General features: G+C 73.1%; 14 protein-coding genes. 3 read left to right on the plus strand and 11 right to left on the minus strand.

Features of this window, described 5'->3' with window-relative positions; all coding sequences use genetic code 11:
• Positions 1-192 precede the first annotated feature (192 nt).
• Positions 193-387: a hypothetical protein gene (locus HA073_RS01615; protein ID WP_013284566.1), complete on the minus strand. Its 195-nt coding sequence runs from the start codon at positions 385-387 to the stop codon at positions 193-195.
• Positions 388-760: 373 nt separating this feature from the next.
• Between HA073_RS01615 and HA073_RS01620 the strand changes: the two genes are divergently transcribed.
• Entirely contained in the window at positions 761-1948 is a 1188-nt protein-coding gene (locus tag HA073_RS01620) for a CAP domain-containing protein (RefSeq protein WP_166455539.1), read from the plus strand.
• A gap of 77 nt (positions 1949-2025) precedes the next feature.
• A complete protein-coding gene (locus tag HA073_RS01625) occupies positions 2026-2895 on the plus strand; it encodes an endo alpha-1,4 polygalactosaminidase (RefSeq protein WP_166455540.1) in 870 nt (289 codons plus the stop codon).
• A gap of 226 nt (positions 2896-3121) precedes the next feature.
• Here HA073_RS01625 and HA073_RS01630 read toward each other — a convergent pair whose 3' ends face one another.
• The 9 genes from HA073_RS01630 to rsmD form a co-directional block, all read right to left on the minus strand.
• Positions 3122-5338 (minus strand): MMPL family transporter, encoded by a 2217-nt coding sequence (locus tag HA073_RS01630; RefSeq protein ID WP_166455541.1) that lies wholly within the window; start codon positions 5336-5338, stop codon positions 3122-3124.
• A gap of 239 nt (positions 5339-5577) precedes the next feature.
• Positions 5578-6435, minus strand: coding sequence for a bifunctional DNA-formamidopyrimidine glycosylase/DNA-(apurinic or apyrimidinic site) lyase (gene mutM / locus HA073_RS01635; RefSeq protein ID WP_113971825.1), 858 nt, complete (start codon positions 6433-6435; stop codon positions 5578-5580).
• Positions 6428-7216 carry a ribonuclease III gene (gene rnc, locus HA073_RS01640; protein WP_166455542.1) on the minus strand — a complete coding sequence of 263 codons (789 nt, stop codon included), beginning with the start codon at positions 7214-7216 and terminating at the stop codon, positions 6428-6430. The genes mutM and rnc overlap by 8 nt, the downstream gene beginning before the upstream one ends.
• Positions 7213-8172, minus strand: coding sequence for a phosphate acyltransferase PlsX (locus HA073_RS01645; RefSeq protein WP_176722757.1), 960 nt, complete (start codon positions 8170-8172; stop codon positions 7213-7215). The genes rnc and HA073_RS01645 overlap by 4 nt, the downstream gene beginning before the upstream one ends.
• 132 nt (positions 8173-8304) lie before the next feature.
• Positions 8305-8478 (minus strand): 50S ribosomal protein L32, encoded by a 174-nt coding sequence (gene rpmF, locus HA073_RS01650; RefSeq protein ID WP_030500827.1) that lies wholly within the window; start codon positions 8476-8478, stop codon positions 8305-8307.
• A 5-nt stretch (positions 8479-8483) separates the two neighbouring features.
• A complete protein-coding gene (locus HA073_RS01655; RefSeq protein WP_043325942.1) occupies positions 8484-9047 on the minus strand; it encodes a DUF177 domain-containing protein in 564 nt (187 codons plus the stop codon).
• A 123-nt stretch (positions 9048-9170) separates the two neighbouring features.
• Positions 9171-9668 (minus strand): hypothetical protein, encoded by a 498-nt coding sequence (locus HA073_RS01660; RefSeq protein WP_043325943.1) that lies wholly within the window; start codon positions 9666-9668, stop codon positions 9171-9173.
• Between the two features lie 141 nt (positions 9669-9809).
• On the minus strand, positions 9810-10286 hold the full coding sequence (gene coaD / locus HA073_RS01665) for a pantetheine-phosphate adenylyltransferase (protein ID WP_043325944.1): 477 nt from the start codon (positions 10284-10286) through the stop codon (positions 9810-9812).
• The gene (rsmD, locus tag HA073_RS01670; RefSeq protein ID WP_069087646.1) at positions 10283-10846 is read right to left on the minus strand and encodes a 16S rRNA (guanine(966)-N(2))-methyltransferase RsmD; all 564 of its coding nucleotides are present in this window, start codon (positions 10844-10846) and stop codon (positions 10283-10285) included. Before rsmD ends, coaD begins: the two co-directional genes overlap by 4 nt.
• A 249-nt stretch (positions 10847-11095) precedes the next feature.
• Here rsmD and HA073_RS01675 point away from each other — a divergent pair, with 249 nt between their 5' ends.
• The gene (locus tag HA073_RS01675; protein WP_166455543.1) at positions 11096-12034 is read left to right on the plus strand and encodes a cell wall anchor protein; all 939 of its coding nucleotides are present in this window, start codon (positions 11096-11098) and stop codon (positions 12032-12034) included.
• A gap of 83 nt (positions 12035-12117) precedes the next feature.
• Here HA073_RS01675 and HA073_RS01680 read toward each other — a convergent pair whose 3' ends face one another.
• Positions 12118-13053, minus strand: coding sequence for a serine hydrolase (locus HA073_RS01680; protein ID WP_166455544.1), 936 nt, complete (start codon positions 13051-13053; stop codon positions 12118-12120).
• Between the last annotated feature and the right edge of the window lie 36 nt (positions 13054-13089).

The raw sequence follows: 13089 nt of genomic DNA on the forward strand, positions 1-13089 counted from the left end.
TTTTCCGCCCGGCCGTCGCGGTGGGAACGGAAATGCATGATCACAATTACCGGACGCAATTCCGGGCGGTTTCGCAAGATCGAGAATCACGGCGGGAACGGCGAAAAGGGGTACGCACATGGCTGCGCGCCGGCACTTGAGTGTCGGCGCGCTTTTCGGTGTGGTGCGATTCAGTTTTCCGGCGACTGGAGATCAGGTCAGCGCGGGCTCGGCCAGACGGAGGAGGTCGTCGGCCTCCGCCGCTGCCGCCGCGAGCCGATCGTTGTCGGCACGCAGACGCGTGATCTCGAACTCCAGTGCCTGAACCCTGGCACGCAGACGGGTGACCTCGTCGAGCAGACGCCGGTCGGGCGCTGCGCTTACGTGGCCGTAGAGGGCCTTCGCCATGCTGAACTCCTTGATGTGCGCTGCCGGAAAGGCCGGCCAACGCGCGCCCATGATGTTCGCGGCTACCATTCCCGCTGTATCGGGGCATGGCTGGGCGCGACTGGCGACACCACTATATTGAGCCGAAACCCCCTCCTTCGTCAAGTTGACCAAGGCCGTAGATCATCTCCACGTCGGCCGGGCCACTCGCCGGGGGGCTGCCACAAGGCGCGGACACGCTCTGTCCGGACGCCTTTACTGTACGCCGGAAATGTGTGAACGCCTCACCCTCGGCGGCTGCTTCGCCTTAACTCTTTCTTAGCCACGTTGCTGCAGCTCCGAGCGCGCCCGTAGCGTCACCCCGGCCCGTAACCAACCCGTGGAGGGGACAGGCGTGTACCGCTGGAACGACCCGATCGAACCGGAGGGCGCCCGCCGGCGTCCCGAGCCGCCGACCGACGAGGGTCCGGCGTGGCTCAGCGACCGGCCCGAGCCGCGGTCGTCGTACCTCTTCGGCGACGGAGGGCAGCAGCAGCCGCCCGCCGGCTACGGCCCCGCCGGTTACGGCGCCGAGCCGGCCGGCTCCTACCCGCCGCCCCGCGACCGGTGGAACGGCGAGGAACAGCCCACCGCCGCCTGGCACGGCCATGAGCAGCCCGCCAATGCCTGGCACGCCCAGGGGCCGGCCAGGACCGGCCACGAGCAGCCCACGGCCGCCTGGCACGGCCAGGAGCCCGCGTGGCACGGCCACGAGCAGCCGGCCGGCGGCTGGGAGCAGCCGGCCGCGACGTGGCAGCCGGCGGACGACATCCCGGCCGACGAGCCGCGACGCCGCAAGCGGCGCCTTTCCCGGCCCCTCGTGATCGGCGGGGCCGCCGCCGCGGCGACACTCGTGGTGAGCCTCGGCGTGGGCGCCGTCCTGCTACCCGGCGACGACCAGGGCACCAAGCGCACCTCCGCCGACGCTCCGGTGGCCGCCGCGCCGCAGGCGCCCGAGGACGACGGGGACACCCCGGCGGACACACTCGCTGCCGAGTCGGCCAGCCCGTCGGCCGTACCGACCACCGCCGCGCCGAGCCCGTCCAAGAAGGCCACCCCGAAGCCGAGCCGCAGCACCGCGCCGTCGCGGCAGCAGGAGCGCAGCAGCGCCCCGAGCGGCGGCGGCACCGCGGCCACCAAGGCCACCGCCACGACCGCGCTGAGCGCGGAACTCCAGAAGGTCGTCACGCTGGTGAACCAGGAGCGGGCGAAGGCCGGCTGCAAGGCGCTGACCGTGAACGCCAAGCTGAACCTGGCCGCCCAGCGGCACAGCCAGGACCAGGCGGACCACAAGAAGATGGACCACAACGGCAGCGACGGCAGCGAGCCCAAGGACCGGGTGGAGCGCGCCGGCTACAGCTGGAGCATGGTGGGCGAGAACGTCGCCTGGGGCTACCAGAGCGCGGCCGAGGTGATGGACGGATGGATGAAATCCGAGGGGCACCGGAAGAACATCCTCAACTGCGGGTACACCCAGATCGGAATGGGTCTGGCGCGCAGCAACGGGCCGTACTGGACGCAGGTCTTCGGCACGCCGCGCTGACCGCGCGTCGTGACGGGCCCGGCGCTCGTTGACCGGTCGGGGGCGGCGTCGGGCCGCCCGCGTCCGGGGAGTCGTCGATGCGGATCCGGCCGGGGTGGGCCGTGCCGCGCGCCCGGCCGGCCCGCGTCCGCCGACGTGGCCCGCGCCGGGGCGTGGCGCTCGCGCTGACCGCGGCGCTGCTCGTCCCGGCGCCGGCCTGCCGGCGGCCGATCACGCCGCCCGGCGCGCCCACGCCCTGGCCGGGCGCGCAGGCCGACAGGTGGCGGTGGCAGTGGCAGCTCACCACCCCGGTGGACGTCACCGTCGACGCCGACGTCTTCCTCCTCGACCCGGTGGCGACCACCTCGACCGAGACCGCCGCGCTGCGCGAGCGGGGCCGCCGGCTGGTCTGCCACGTCCGGGTCGGCACGTACGCCGCCGACGATCCGGACGCCACCCGCTTCCCCGCCGCCGTACGCGGCGCCGCCGTGCCCGGACGGCCGGGGAGCCGCTTCCTGGACGTACGGCGCTGGGACGCGCTGTCACCGGTGCTGGCCGACCGGTTCCGGCTGTGCCGGGGCAAGGGCTTCGGCGCGGTGGCGCTGGCCGACGCGGACGGCTACCGGTACCGCTCCGGTTTCCCGCTGGACTTCGACGACCAGTTGCTGTTCAACCGGCGGCTGGCCGGGCTGGCCCGCAAGCTCAACCTCTCCCCCGGCCTGGTCGACGACGTGGCGCAGGTGGCCGCGCTGGCGCCCGACTTCGACTTCGCGGTCAACCAGGAGTGCGTACGCCGCCGCGAGTGCGCGAAGCTGCTGCCGTTCGTCGACGCCGGCAAGCCGGTCTTCCACGTCGAGTACACGGGTGAGCCGGCGGATTTCTGCGTCACCTCGGTCGGCTACGGCTTCGCCTCGATCCGCAAGGACCGGCAACTCGACGCCTGGCGGGAGCCCTGCGTACTGCCGTGACGCCCCCGTCCCCGGCCACCTGGGCCGATACGGCCACGGAGGTGCCGACACTCTGCGTGACGCCATGGCTCAAGGGGTGTACGCAAAAGTGATATACCTGAGAGTCATAATTATGACTCTCAGGTATATCGCTCACTAGGGAATGCCGTCTCAGCCGCCAGCACGGTCCGGACCGGATGTCAAGCCGCGACGGACATGCCGCGCGGACCGGCGCCCGGACCCGGAATCAGCGGGCGCCGACCAGCTCCGGGGCCGGGGCGGGCGGCGGCTCCACCGCCGGGGCGACGACCGTACGGCGGCGCATGAAGCGTGGCGCCCACCAGTTCGCGTCACCCAGCAGCGTCATCACCGAGGGCAGCACGACCGCCCGGATGATCGTGGCGTCCAGCAGGATCGCCGCCGCCAGGCCGATGCCGAGCTGCTTGAAGTCGATCATGCTGAGCGTGGCGAAGATGGAGAACACCGCCACCATCACCACCGCCGCGCTGGTCACCACCCCGGCCGAGGAGGTGATGCCGTGCGCCACCGCCTCCCGGTTGGGCATGCCCCGGTCGATCGCCTCACGGATCCGGCTGACCACGAAGACGTGGTAGTCCATCGACAAGCCGAAGAGGACCACGAACAGGAACAGCGGCAGCCAGGTGACGATCGCGTCCATCGAGGTGAAGCCGAGGAGCCCTTCCGCCCAGGTGCTCTGGAAGACCAGCACCAGCAGCCCGTACGCGGCCCCGGCGGAGAGCAGGTTCAGCAGGATCGAGGTCAGCGCCACCACCACCGACCGGAACGTCCACGCCATCACCAGGAACGTCAGCGCCAGCACGAACGCGGCGACGATCGGCAGCTTCGCCCAGATGTGGGCGGCGTAGTCCTCGCTGGCGGCCACGCCGCCGCCGACCGCGTACTCCACGCCCGGGATGCCGCCGAGCGTGGCCGGCACCAGGTCCTCGCGCAGCTCGTGCAGCGACCGGGACGCCTCGTCGGAGCGGCTGGCGTGCGGCGTGGCCAACTCCAGCACCGACACCCGCCGGTCCGCCGACACCTGGATCTCCGGGCCGTCCCCCTCGGCCGGCGCGAAGAGCGGGTCCGTGGCGGTCCGGCCGGCCAGGTCGGTGAGCGCGGCCCGTACCCGGTCGGCCTGCTCGGCGGGCGCCCGCACGGCGACCGTGTGGCTGGTGCCGTTGCTCGGGAACGCCGCGGTGAGCCGGTCGTACGCCTGCATGGCGGCGGTGGTGCGCGGCACGTCCTCCGGGCCGGGGAACTTCAGCTTCATGCCGAGCGCGGGCGCGGCCAGCGCGAGCAGCAGCGCCACCGAGATCAGCAGCGTCGCCACCGGCGCGCGCAGCGCCGGCTTGAGCACCGCCGGCCAGAACCGGGGCCGGGCCGACTGACCGGTGCGCGGCGCGGTGAGGCGCCACAGCAGCGGCACCCGCGGCCGGTCCACCCAGCGGCCCAGCTTCGCCAGCAGCGCCGGCAGCACTGTGAGCGAGCCGATCACCGCGACCGCCACCACCAGGATCGAGCCGACGGCCAGCGAGGAGAAGATCGCGTCCTGGGCGAGCAGCAGACCGCCCATCGAGATGATCACGGCGGTGCCGGAGACCACCACGGCGTGCCCGGAGGTCTCCGCCGCGATCTCCACCGCGTCCAGACCGGAGCGGCCCTTCGCTCGTTCCTCCCGCTCCCGCCGCACGTAGAACAGCGAGTAGTCGACGCCGACCGCCATACCGATCAGCAGGATGACGCTGGCGGTGGTGTCGGTGGCCGGCACCAGGTGCGAGGCGAGCGTGGAGAGGCCCATCGCGGCGGCCACCGAGGAGAGTGCCAGCAGCACCGGCACACCGGCGGCGATCAGCGCGCCGAACGCGATGATCAGGATGGCCAGCGTCACCGGCAGGCTGAGCAGCTCGGCGCGCTTGAAGTCCTTGCCGAGCGTGTCGTCGAGCGCCTTGTCGATCGACGGGCCGCCGACCTGCTCCACCCGCAGCTGCGGGTGCGCGTCCTGCACCTTCGCGGTGGTGTCCCGCAGCGGCTGCACCCGGTCCCCGGCGGTGCCCGGGTCGCCCGACATGGTGATCGGCACCAGCAGCGCGCTGCCGTCGCGCGACGGCATCGGCGTACCGATCGACGCCACGCCGTCGACCTGCCGCAGCCGGTCGGCCGCGTCCTGCGCGGCGGCCTTCGCAGCGGCCTGGTCGAGCGAACCCGAGCGGGCGGTGATCAGCACGTTCTCGGTCGCCGGCCGGTCGAACCCGCCACTGTCGACGATCAGCTGTGCCCGTCCGAACTCGCCGATCGCCTGATCCTCGTCGGTCGCCTCGTTCAGCCCGGCGGCGCTGCCGCCCACGAAACACACCGCCACGAAGACCACCCACAACGCGATCGCGCGCCACGGATGCTCCGCACTCCACCGTGCCAGCCGCACGGTCACCGGTCGCCTGCCCATGTTCCGGGTTCCACCCTCCTGATGCCGGCCCTGCGCCGACCCCAGATGACGCTAGGCAGCAGGCGGGGCCCCGGCATCGGGGAACGGCCCCCGCTCGTCCCCGATCCGGCGGGCGCGGTCCGCGCGGCCGGAACCGGCCGCACGGACCGGGCGGAAAAGGGCATCTCCGGGTACGCTCCGGCGCGTCTCCGGGGACCGTCGGGCGATGCACACCGGCGCAACCCCGAATCGGCTCGGGGTCAACCCCGGAGGGTGCCCCGGGGCCGCGGCTGACATCGCGGGCAGCTGTAGGAGGACCGGTTCATGAACGCCTCCCGCCGGATCGGCGCGCCGCAGCGCGGGCAGGGTTCGCCCTCCCGGCCGTAGGCGTTCAGCGACCTGTCGAAGTAGCCGCTCTCACCGTTGACGTTCACGTACAGCTCGTCGAAGCTGGTGCCGCCCTGCTTGATCGCCTCGGCGAGCACGTCCCGGATGTGCCCGAGCAGCCGCAGCGCGGCCGGGCGGGTGAGCGCGTCGGCCGGGCGGGCGCCGTGCAGCTTCGCCCGCCACAGTGCCTCGTCGGCGTAGATGTTGCCCACCCCGGAGATCAGCGTCTGGTCGAGCAGCGCGCGTTTGATCTCCGTACGCTTGCGGCGCAGCGCCGCCACGAACGCCTCGTCGGAGAACTCCGGGTCCATCGGATCGCGGGCGATGTGCGCGATCTCGGCCGGCAGCTCCGCCCCGCCTTCGGAGACGGACAGCCCGCCGAACGTGCGCTGGTCGACGAAGCGCAGCTCCGGCCCGTCGTCGGCGAACCGGAACCGGACCCGCAGGTGCAGCTCGTCGGCCGCGCCGACCGGCTGCAACAGCAACTGGCCGGACATGCCGAGGTGGCCGATCACCGCGTCACCGCTGTCCAGCGGCAGCCAGAGGTACTTGCCGCGGCGGCGTACGCCGGTGATCGTCCGCCCGGCGAGCACGTCGGCGAAGTGCGCGCCGCCCGGCGCGTGCCGGCGTACCGCCCGGGGGTGGCGCACCTCGACGGCGGCGATCCGCCGGCCGATCACCCACTGGGCCAGCCCCACCCGGACGGTCTCGACCTCGGGCAGCTCAGGCACGGCCGGCGCCCGCCTCGACGTCCGCCGTCTCGTCCTGCCCCGCCGTCTCGTCCCCCGCCGCCTCGGCCTCGGCCCGCTCGGTGATCATCCGCCAGGCCGACTCGGCGGCGCGCTGCTCGGCTTCCTTCTTGCTGCGCCCCTCCGCGCCGCCATAGCGGTTGCCGGCGACCACCACCCAGGCGGTGAACGTCTTCAGGTGGTCCGGTCCGGTGCCCTCGATCCGGTACTCCGGCACGCCGAGCCCCAGCGCCGCGGTCAGCTCCTGGAGGCTGGTCTTCCAGTCCAGCGCCGCGCCCCGGCCCGCCGACTCGGCCATCAGCGGGTCGAAGAGCCGGTGGATCACGATGGCCGCGGTGTCCAGGCCGTACTGGAGGTAGATCGCGCCCAGCAGCGCCTCCAGCGTGTCGGCCAGGATGCTCGCCTTGTCCCGCCCGCCGGTGGCCTCCTCGCCCTTGCCCAGCAGCAGGTACGCGCCCAGCCCGTCCGGGCCCAGGCCACGCGCCACGTCGGCGAGCGCCCGCATGTTGACGACGCTGGCGCGCAGCTTCGCCAGCTGGCCCTCGGGCAGGTCTGGGTGGTTGTGGAACAGCGCAGTGGTGATCACCACGCCGAGGACCGAGTCGCCCAGGAACTCCAGCCGCTCGTTCGTGGGCAGGCCGCCGTTCTCGTACGCGAACGAGCGGTGGGTCAGCGCGCGTTCCAGCAGTTCCGGGTCGAGCGACACTCCGAAGGCCGCCTCCAGGTGGCCGACGGGAGCACGCCGCCGCTTGTCGTTGGTCATGGTGCTACCTCGGTGTCGTGTCGGTCAGGTGCGGGTTCGTGCGCAACGTCGGCGAGCAGGGCGCGGACCGTTCCGGCGGCGTCGCGGCGCCACAGGTGAGCGGCCAGGGCGATGCCCGAGGCGACGTCCTCGGAGCCGGCCGCGCCGTGGCACACGACCACGGTGCCGCCCACCCCCAGCAGGGCGGCGGCGCGGGGCGCGCCGCCGCCGGGCGGAGGGCCACCGGCCATCGCGTACGCGCCCTCGATGGCCTTCAGCAGGACGTTGCCGGTGAAGCCGTCGGTCACCACCACGTCGGCGCGGGCGCCGAGGGAGATGTCGTACCCCTCGACCAGGCCGACGTAACGCGCGTCACAGGGCAGCGCCAGGGCGGCGATCGCGGGATCGGTGTGGCGGCGCAGCCGGTCGCCCTTGCCGGTCTCGTGCCCGACGGAGAGCAACCCGACGCGGGGCGCGGTGACGGAGTGCGCCACTGCCGCGTAGGCGGCGCCCAGGACGGCGTGCCGGGTCAGCGTGGCGGGGCCGGGTTCGAGCGTGCCGCCCACGTCCAGCAGCACCACGGGCCCCTCGACGGCGGGCAGCGTGGCGACGAGCGCGGGGCGGCGTATCCCGGTCCAGCGGCCGAGGCCGAGCGCGGCGGCGGTGACTGTGGCGCCGGTCGAGCCGGCGGAGACCACGGCGTCGGCGAGGCCGTCGCGGACGGCCTGCACGGCCGTGCGTACCGTGCTCTCGCCGCGGGCGGCGGTGGGATGGTCGGCCATGCCGACGGCGGTCCGCACCGGGCGGACCGTGACCCGGGCTCGCTGCGCCGGGTCGAGCGCACCGATCAGCTCGCCGGCCACCTCGATCGGGCCGACGAGCATCAGGTGCAGGGCGGGATCAGTGCGTACCGCTCGCAGAGCGCCGTCAACCACGACGGCGGGAGCATCGTCCCCGCCGAGGAGGTCGACGGCGATCCGCGCGGTGCCCGGCTCCGCCGGCCCGCCGGCCGGAGGCCGGTCGGCGGTGGAGGGAGCCGGGGCACCGGGCGTGAGCCTTGGTGCGCGCGTCACCCGACCGGTGGTCGGGGACGTCACTCGGCGTCCGCGTCAGACCTCGAGGACCTGACGGCCGTTGTAGGTGCCGCAGACGGAGCAGGCGGCGTGCGGCAGCTTGGCCGACTTGCACTGCGGGCAGGCCACGGTCGCCACCGCCGAGGCCTTCCAGTTCGCCCGGCGGGCGCGGGTGTTGCTGCGCGACATCTTGCGCTTGGGGACGGCCACGGTTCTTACTCCTCTGTACGGGTCAGTTGCGTCAGGCTCGCCCAACGCGGGTCGACCTGCTGATGGCTGTGATCGGCCGGCAGATCGTCCCAGTGCACCCCGCAGTCGGGGCACAGGCCTGGGCAGTCCTCCCGGCAGAGCGGGTTCGTCGGCAGCGCCAGCACCACCGCGTCCCGCAACGCCGGCTCCAGGTCGATCAGATCGCCCTGCATCCGGCCCACCTCGTCCTCATCGGTCGTGTCGTCCGTGGTGCTGTTCTCGTACGCGTACAGCTCCTGGATCGTCACGGCCAACGATTCGTCGATCTCGCGCAGGCAGCGGCCGCACTCGCCCTTGACGGGACCGGTGACGGTCCCGGAGACGAGCACGCCCTCGGACACCGACTCCAACCTCAGGTCGAGGTCGAGGTCCGCGCCCTCCGGCACACTGATCAACTCCACGCCGAGGTCCGCCGGTGCCGGCACGACCCGCTTGTGCGTACGCAACGCGCCAGGTCGGCGCGGCAGTTCCCTCGTGTCGAGGACCAGCGGCGACCTGGGGTCGAGTGTGCTTGGCGAGTGTTTGGGCATAGTCAGACTCCGGCCGATGAGAGGCCGACAAAGAAGGTTACCTGCCTGGCGGCGGACCGTCGAACCGGGGGCGGACCTCCGGCTCGGCGGCAGCCGGCTGTCGGCGACCGGCCCGCGCGCCGCTCAGAAGGGTAGCGGGCGGTCCGGCTCGTCCCCGGCGAAGGTGCCGATCTCGCGCAGCGCGTGCATCTTGTCCCGGCCGCGCTCTATCGAGGCGAGCGCCCGGGTGAGGAACTGCTCGAAGTTCGCCAGCGCGGTGTCGACGTAGTCGTCCACCTCCTCGCGGAGGCGCTGTGCCTCGGCCCGCGCCTCGGCGATGATCCGCGCGCCCTCGTGCTCGGCCGAGACGGTGATCTCGTTGACCGAGACCAGCCGGGCGTGTTCCGCCTCACCCTCGCTGATGATCCGGTCGGCCTCGCGCTTGCCGGCCTCCATGATCTTGTCCCGCTCCTCCAGCAGCGCGGCGGCCCGGCGCAGGTCGGCGGGAAGCTCCGCGCGCAACTCGTCGAGCGCGGCGATCATCTCGCCCCGGTCGACCATGCAGTTGTTGCGCGACATCGGGACGGAGCGGGCCTGCTCCACCATGGCGATCAGTTCGTCGATGCGATCGAGCGGGTCCACCGGTACCTCACTCCTGTCTTCGTCGGCCGCCCTCCATGATGCGGCCTGCGCCCGGCTTCGGCGCTGCACACATCATGTCGCGCCCGAGCCACCCACGCCCCACCCGCCCCACCCGGCGCGTCGCCCACCCCCGGCGGAGGGTCAGGGGCGGAGGCGGGTGGCCAACTGCTCCCGGACCAGGTCGGGGACGTGGGCGGAGACGTCGCCGCCCCACTTCGCCACGTCCTTGATCAGGCTGGACGAGATGAACGAGTAGAGCGGGTTGGTCGGCATGAACAACGTCTCCACGCCGGCCAGGCCGATGTTCATCTGGGCCATCTGCAGCTCGTAGTCGAAGTCGCTCACCGCCCGCAGGCCCTTGATCAGCACACTCGCCTGCTGCGCCCGGCAGAAGTCGACGAGCAGACCGCGGAACGACTCGACCCGGACGTTGTCGTACGAGGCGGTGACCTCGTGGAGCATGTCGATCCGCTCCTCGACCGTGAACAGGCCCTGCTTCGACTGGTTGACCAGCACCCCGACGATCACCTCGTCGAACAGCCGGCTCGCCCGGCCGATGATGTCGAGGTGACCGTTGGTGACCGGGTCGAACGAGCCCGGGCAGACCGCACGTCTCATGATCGGCGACCGTACCAAAGAGTGGTCTCGCCGTAACGTCTGCTGCGCTCCGGAGTGACACCTTCCACCCACGTGACCGATCCGGAACGACTGGACCGCTCGACGATCACCAGGGCGTCCGGGGCGAGCCAGCCGCCGTCGACCAGCGCCGTCAGCATCGCGGTGATCTCGGCGTCCGGCACCGCGTACGGCGGATCGGCGAAGACCACGTCGTATGGGCCGTCGGCCGGACCAGCGGCCAGCACGGTGGCGACCTTGCCGGTGACCAGACGCGCGGCGGGAGCGGCCCGGAGCGCGGCGATGTTCTCCCGGATCACCCGGGCGGCACGCGCGTCGGACTCGACGAGCAGCACGTGCGCGGCGCCCCGGGACAGCGCCTCCAGGCCGACCGCGCCGGAACCGGCGTACAGGTCGGCGAAACGTGCCCCGTCCAGGTCGACGTGCGAGTGCACGGCGCTGAACAGCGCCTCCCGGACCCGGTCGGAGGTGGGCCGGGTGCCGGCGCCGGGCGGCGCGGCGATCCGCCGCCCGCCGAGCGTGCCGGCCACGATCCGGGTCACCGTCGCTCCCTGCGCATGCCCCGACGCTACGCGACCCGCGCGCCGGGGTGGATCGAGCACCCGAGGTGACGCCGGGTGACTCGACGTACATCAATGATCTCGGATTCATAACGGACCCTTTACGACCCGTCGATCTCGGTAACGCCCGCACTGTCGATCTCGCTAGGGTCTGGCCCGATTGCCGGACGGACGCGCGGCTCCGGCCCCTCCGCCCGGTCTCTCCCATCCTCCCCCTCGTCAGGAGCAGGCGTGAATCGTCTCCACCTCCGGCGTGCCGCCGCCCTCACCGCCGGCACGCTGCTCGGCCTCGCGGGCGTCGCCACCGTCGCCGGCCCGGCCGCCGCCCACCACCCCGAGCCGTCCGGCAGCTACTGCGCCACCCCGAACGGCGCGGTCACCGTCACCTGGTCCGTGACCAGCAGCGAGACCGACATCTCCGGCCGCATCACCAAGCTCGTGTCCACAGTGCCCGGCCCGGTCAGCGGGGACCTGGCGGTCGGCGCCGAGCTGAAGCCGGCCGGCAAGGGCACGCTCACCGGCACCCAGACCCACACGTTCGCCGGCGCGATTCCGGAGCTGAAGCTGACCGTCGGGGCGCACTGGGACCGGGGCCGCAAGTCGCACGAGGGCGAGCGGACCGTGATCGCCCGCCCGGCCCGCGACTGCGTCACGCCGAGCCCGTCGCCGTCGCCCAGCACGCCGCCGAGTCCCACGCCCACGCCGAGCACGCCGGCCTCGCCAACCCCGACGCCGTCGGCGTCCCTCCCGCCGAGCCCGTCCACCCCGCCGTCGCCGTCCGCCCCGCCGGCGGAGCCGATCTTCAAGCTGGACCAGGACTGCGACTCGATGACGTTCGTCGTGGAGAACCCGGCCCAGGGCGCGCCGTTCACCGCCACGCTGACCACCGAGAAGGGCGTCACCAGGACGCTCGCGTCCGAGCCGGGCAAGACCAGCTCGGTCGAGTTCGACGCCTACCCGGGTCTCAAGGTCACGGTGAAGTACGACGTGGTCGAGGACGCCGAGACCATCCCGTACACCCAGCCGGACGACTGCTCTGGCCAGGGCGGCGGCCTGCCCGTCACCGGCCCGGCCGCCGGCGCCATCGTCGGCGGCGCCGCGCTGCTGCTCACCGCCGGCGCGGTGCTGTTCGTGGTGGCCCGTCGCCGCCGGATCCGCTTCACCGCCTGATCCGCACCCGAGGGCGCGTCGACCACCCGGTCGGCGCGCCCTCGCCGTGCCTGCCGCGGGTCCGGTACAGGGCGCGCGGGCGGTCAGACCGCGTCGAGCACCGACGTGACCGCGACCGGGTCGACCTCGGCCTGGTTGGTCAGCAGGACGAGCCGCTCGTCGGAGTCGGGCAGCCAGGCGGCGAACGCCTTGTAGCCACCGTTGTCCCCGGAGTGGTGCAGCGCCCGCCGGCCGGCCAGCGGGCCGACGAAGAACCCGTAGCCGTACGCCTCGTCGGGCCGTCCGGTGGGCGCGTGCGGCGCGGTCATCGCCGCCACCGAGGCCCTGGCGAGCAGCCGCCCCCGGCGCGGTACGTCGAGCCAGGTGAGCAGGTCCGCCCCGGTGCACCAGACGTCACCCGCGCCCATGCTCACCGTCGCGAGGTCCCAGGACGGCACCGCCCGGCCGCCCTCGTGGCCGGTCGCCACGTCCGGCCGCCCCTCGCCGGAACCGGCGAAGCTGCCGGCCATGCCCAGCGGCGCGAAGACCTCCCCGGCGAGGAACTCGGCGTACGGCCGGTCGGCCACCTGCTCGACGGTCCGGGCCAGCAGCACGTAGCCGGGACTGCTGTAGTGCCACCCGGCGCCGGGCGGGAACAGTGGCGGCAGCGCGGCGAACCGGTCGAGCAGCTCGTCCGGCTCGGCCGGCCCGTGCAGGTCGATCGCCGGGTAGTCCTCCCAGTGCCCGAGCCCCGAGGTATGGGTGAGCAGGTGGTGCAGCGTGATGCCGGACCACTGCGGCGGCGGCGTGCCGGGCAGCCGGCGCACGACCGGGTCGGACAGGCTCAACGCGCCCCGCTCGGCGAGCAGCAGCACCGCCACTGCTGCCATCTGCTTGCTGATCGAGGCGATCTGGAATCGCGTCGCCGGAGTGCAGCGCCGGCTGGACGTCTCGTCGGCGACCCCGGCGACCCGGTCCACCAGGAGCTCGTCACCTCGGGCCAGAAGCAGCACGCCGCGTTCGGGTGATGGTGTCGACATCTGCGCGAGCCTAGGCACGCCACGGGCGTGCCGCTG

It is taken from the genome of Micromonospora sp. CMU55-4 (genome assembly GCF_011602315.1).
In the GTDB taxonomy this organism is placed as follows: domain Bacteria; phylum Actinomycetota; class Actinomycetes; order Mycobacteriales; family Micromonosporaceae; genus Micromonospora; species Micromonospora chalcea.

What these genes read in the sequence shown, in the direction of transcription:
- coaD (WP_043325944.1), bottom strand. Translation starts at nt 10,286, where the DNA reads ATGAGACGTGCGGTCTGCCCGGGCTCGTTCGACCCGGTCACCAACGGT.
- HA073_RS01615 (WP_013284566.1), bottom strand. Translation starts at nt 387, where the DNA reads ATGGCGAAGGCCCTCTACGGCCACGTAAGCGCAGCGCCCGACCGGCGT.
- rnc (WP_166455542.1), bottom strand. Translation starts at nt 7,216, where the DNA reads ATGACCAACGACAAGCGGCGGCGTGCTCCCGTCGGCCACCTGGAGGCG.
- HA073_RS01625 (WP_166455540.1), top strand. Translation starts at nt 2,026, where the DNA reads ATGCGGATCCGGCCGGGGTGGGCCGTGCCGCGCGCCCGGCCGGCCCGC.
- HA073_RS01680 (WP_166455544.1), bottom strand. Translation starts at nt 13,053, where the DNA reads ATGTCGACACCATCACCCGAACGCGGCGTGCTGCTTCTGGCCCGAGGT.
- HA073_RS01655 (WP_043325942.1), bottom strand. Translation starts at nt 9,047, where the DNA reads ATGCCCAAACACTCGCCAAGCACACTCGACCCCAGGTCGCCGCTGGTC.
- HA073_RS01630 (WP_166455541.1), bottom strand. Translation starts at nt 5,338, where the DNA reads ATGGGCAGGCGACCGGTGACCGTGCGGCTGGCACGGTGGAGTGCGGAG.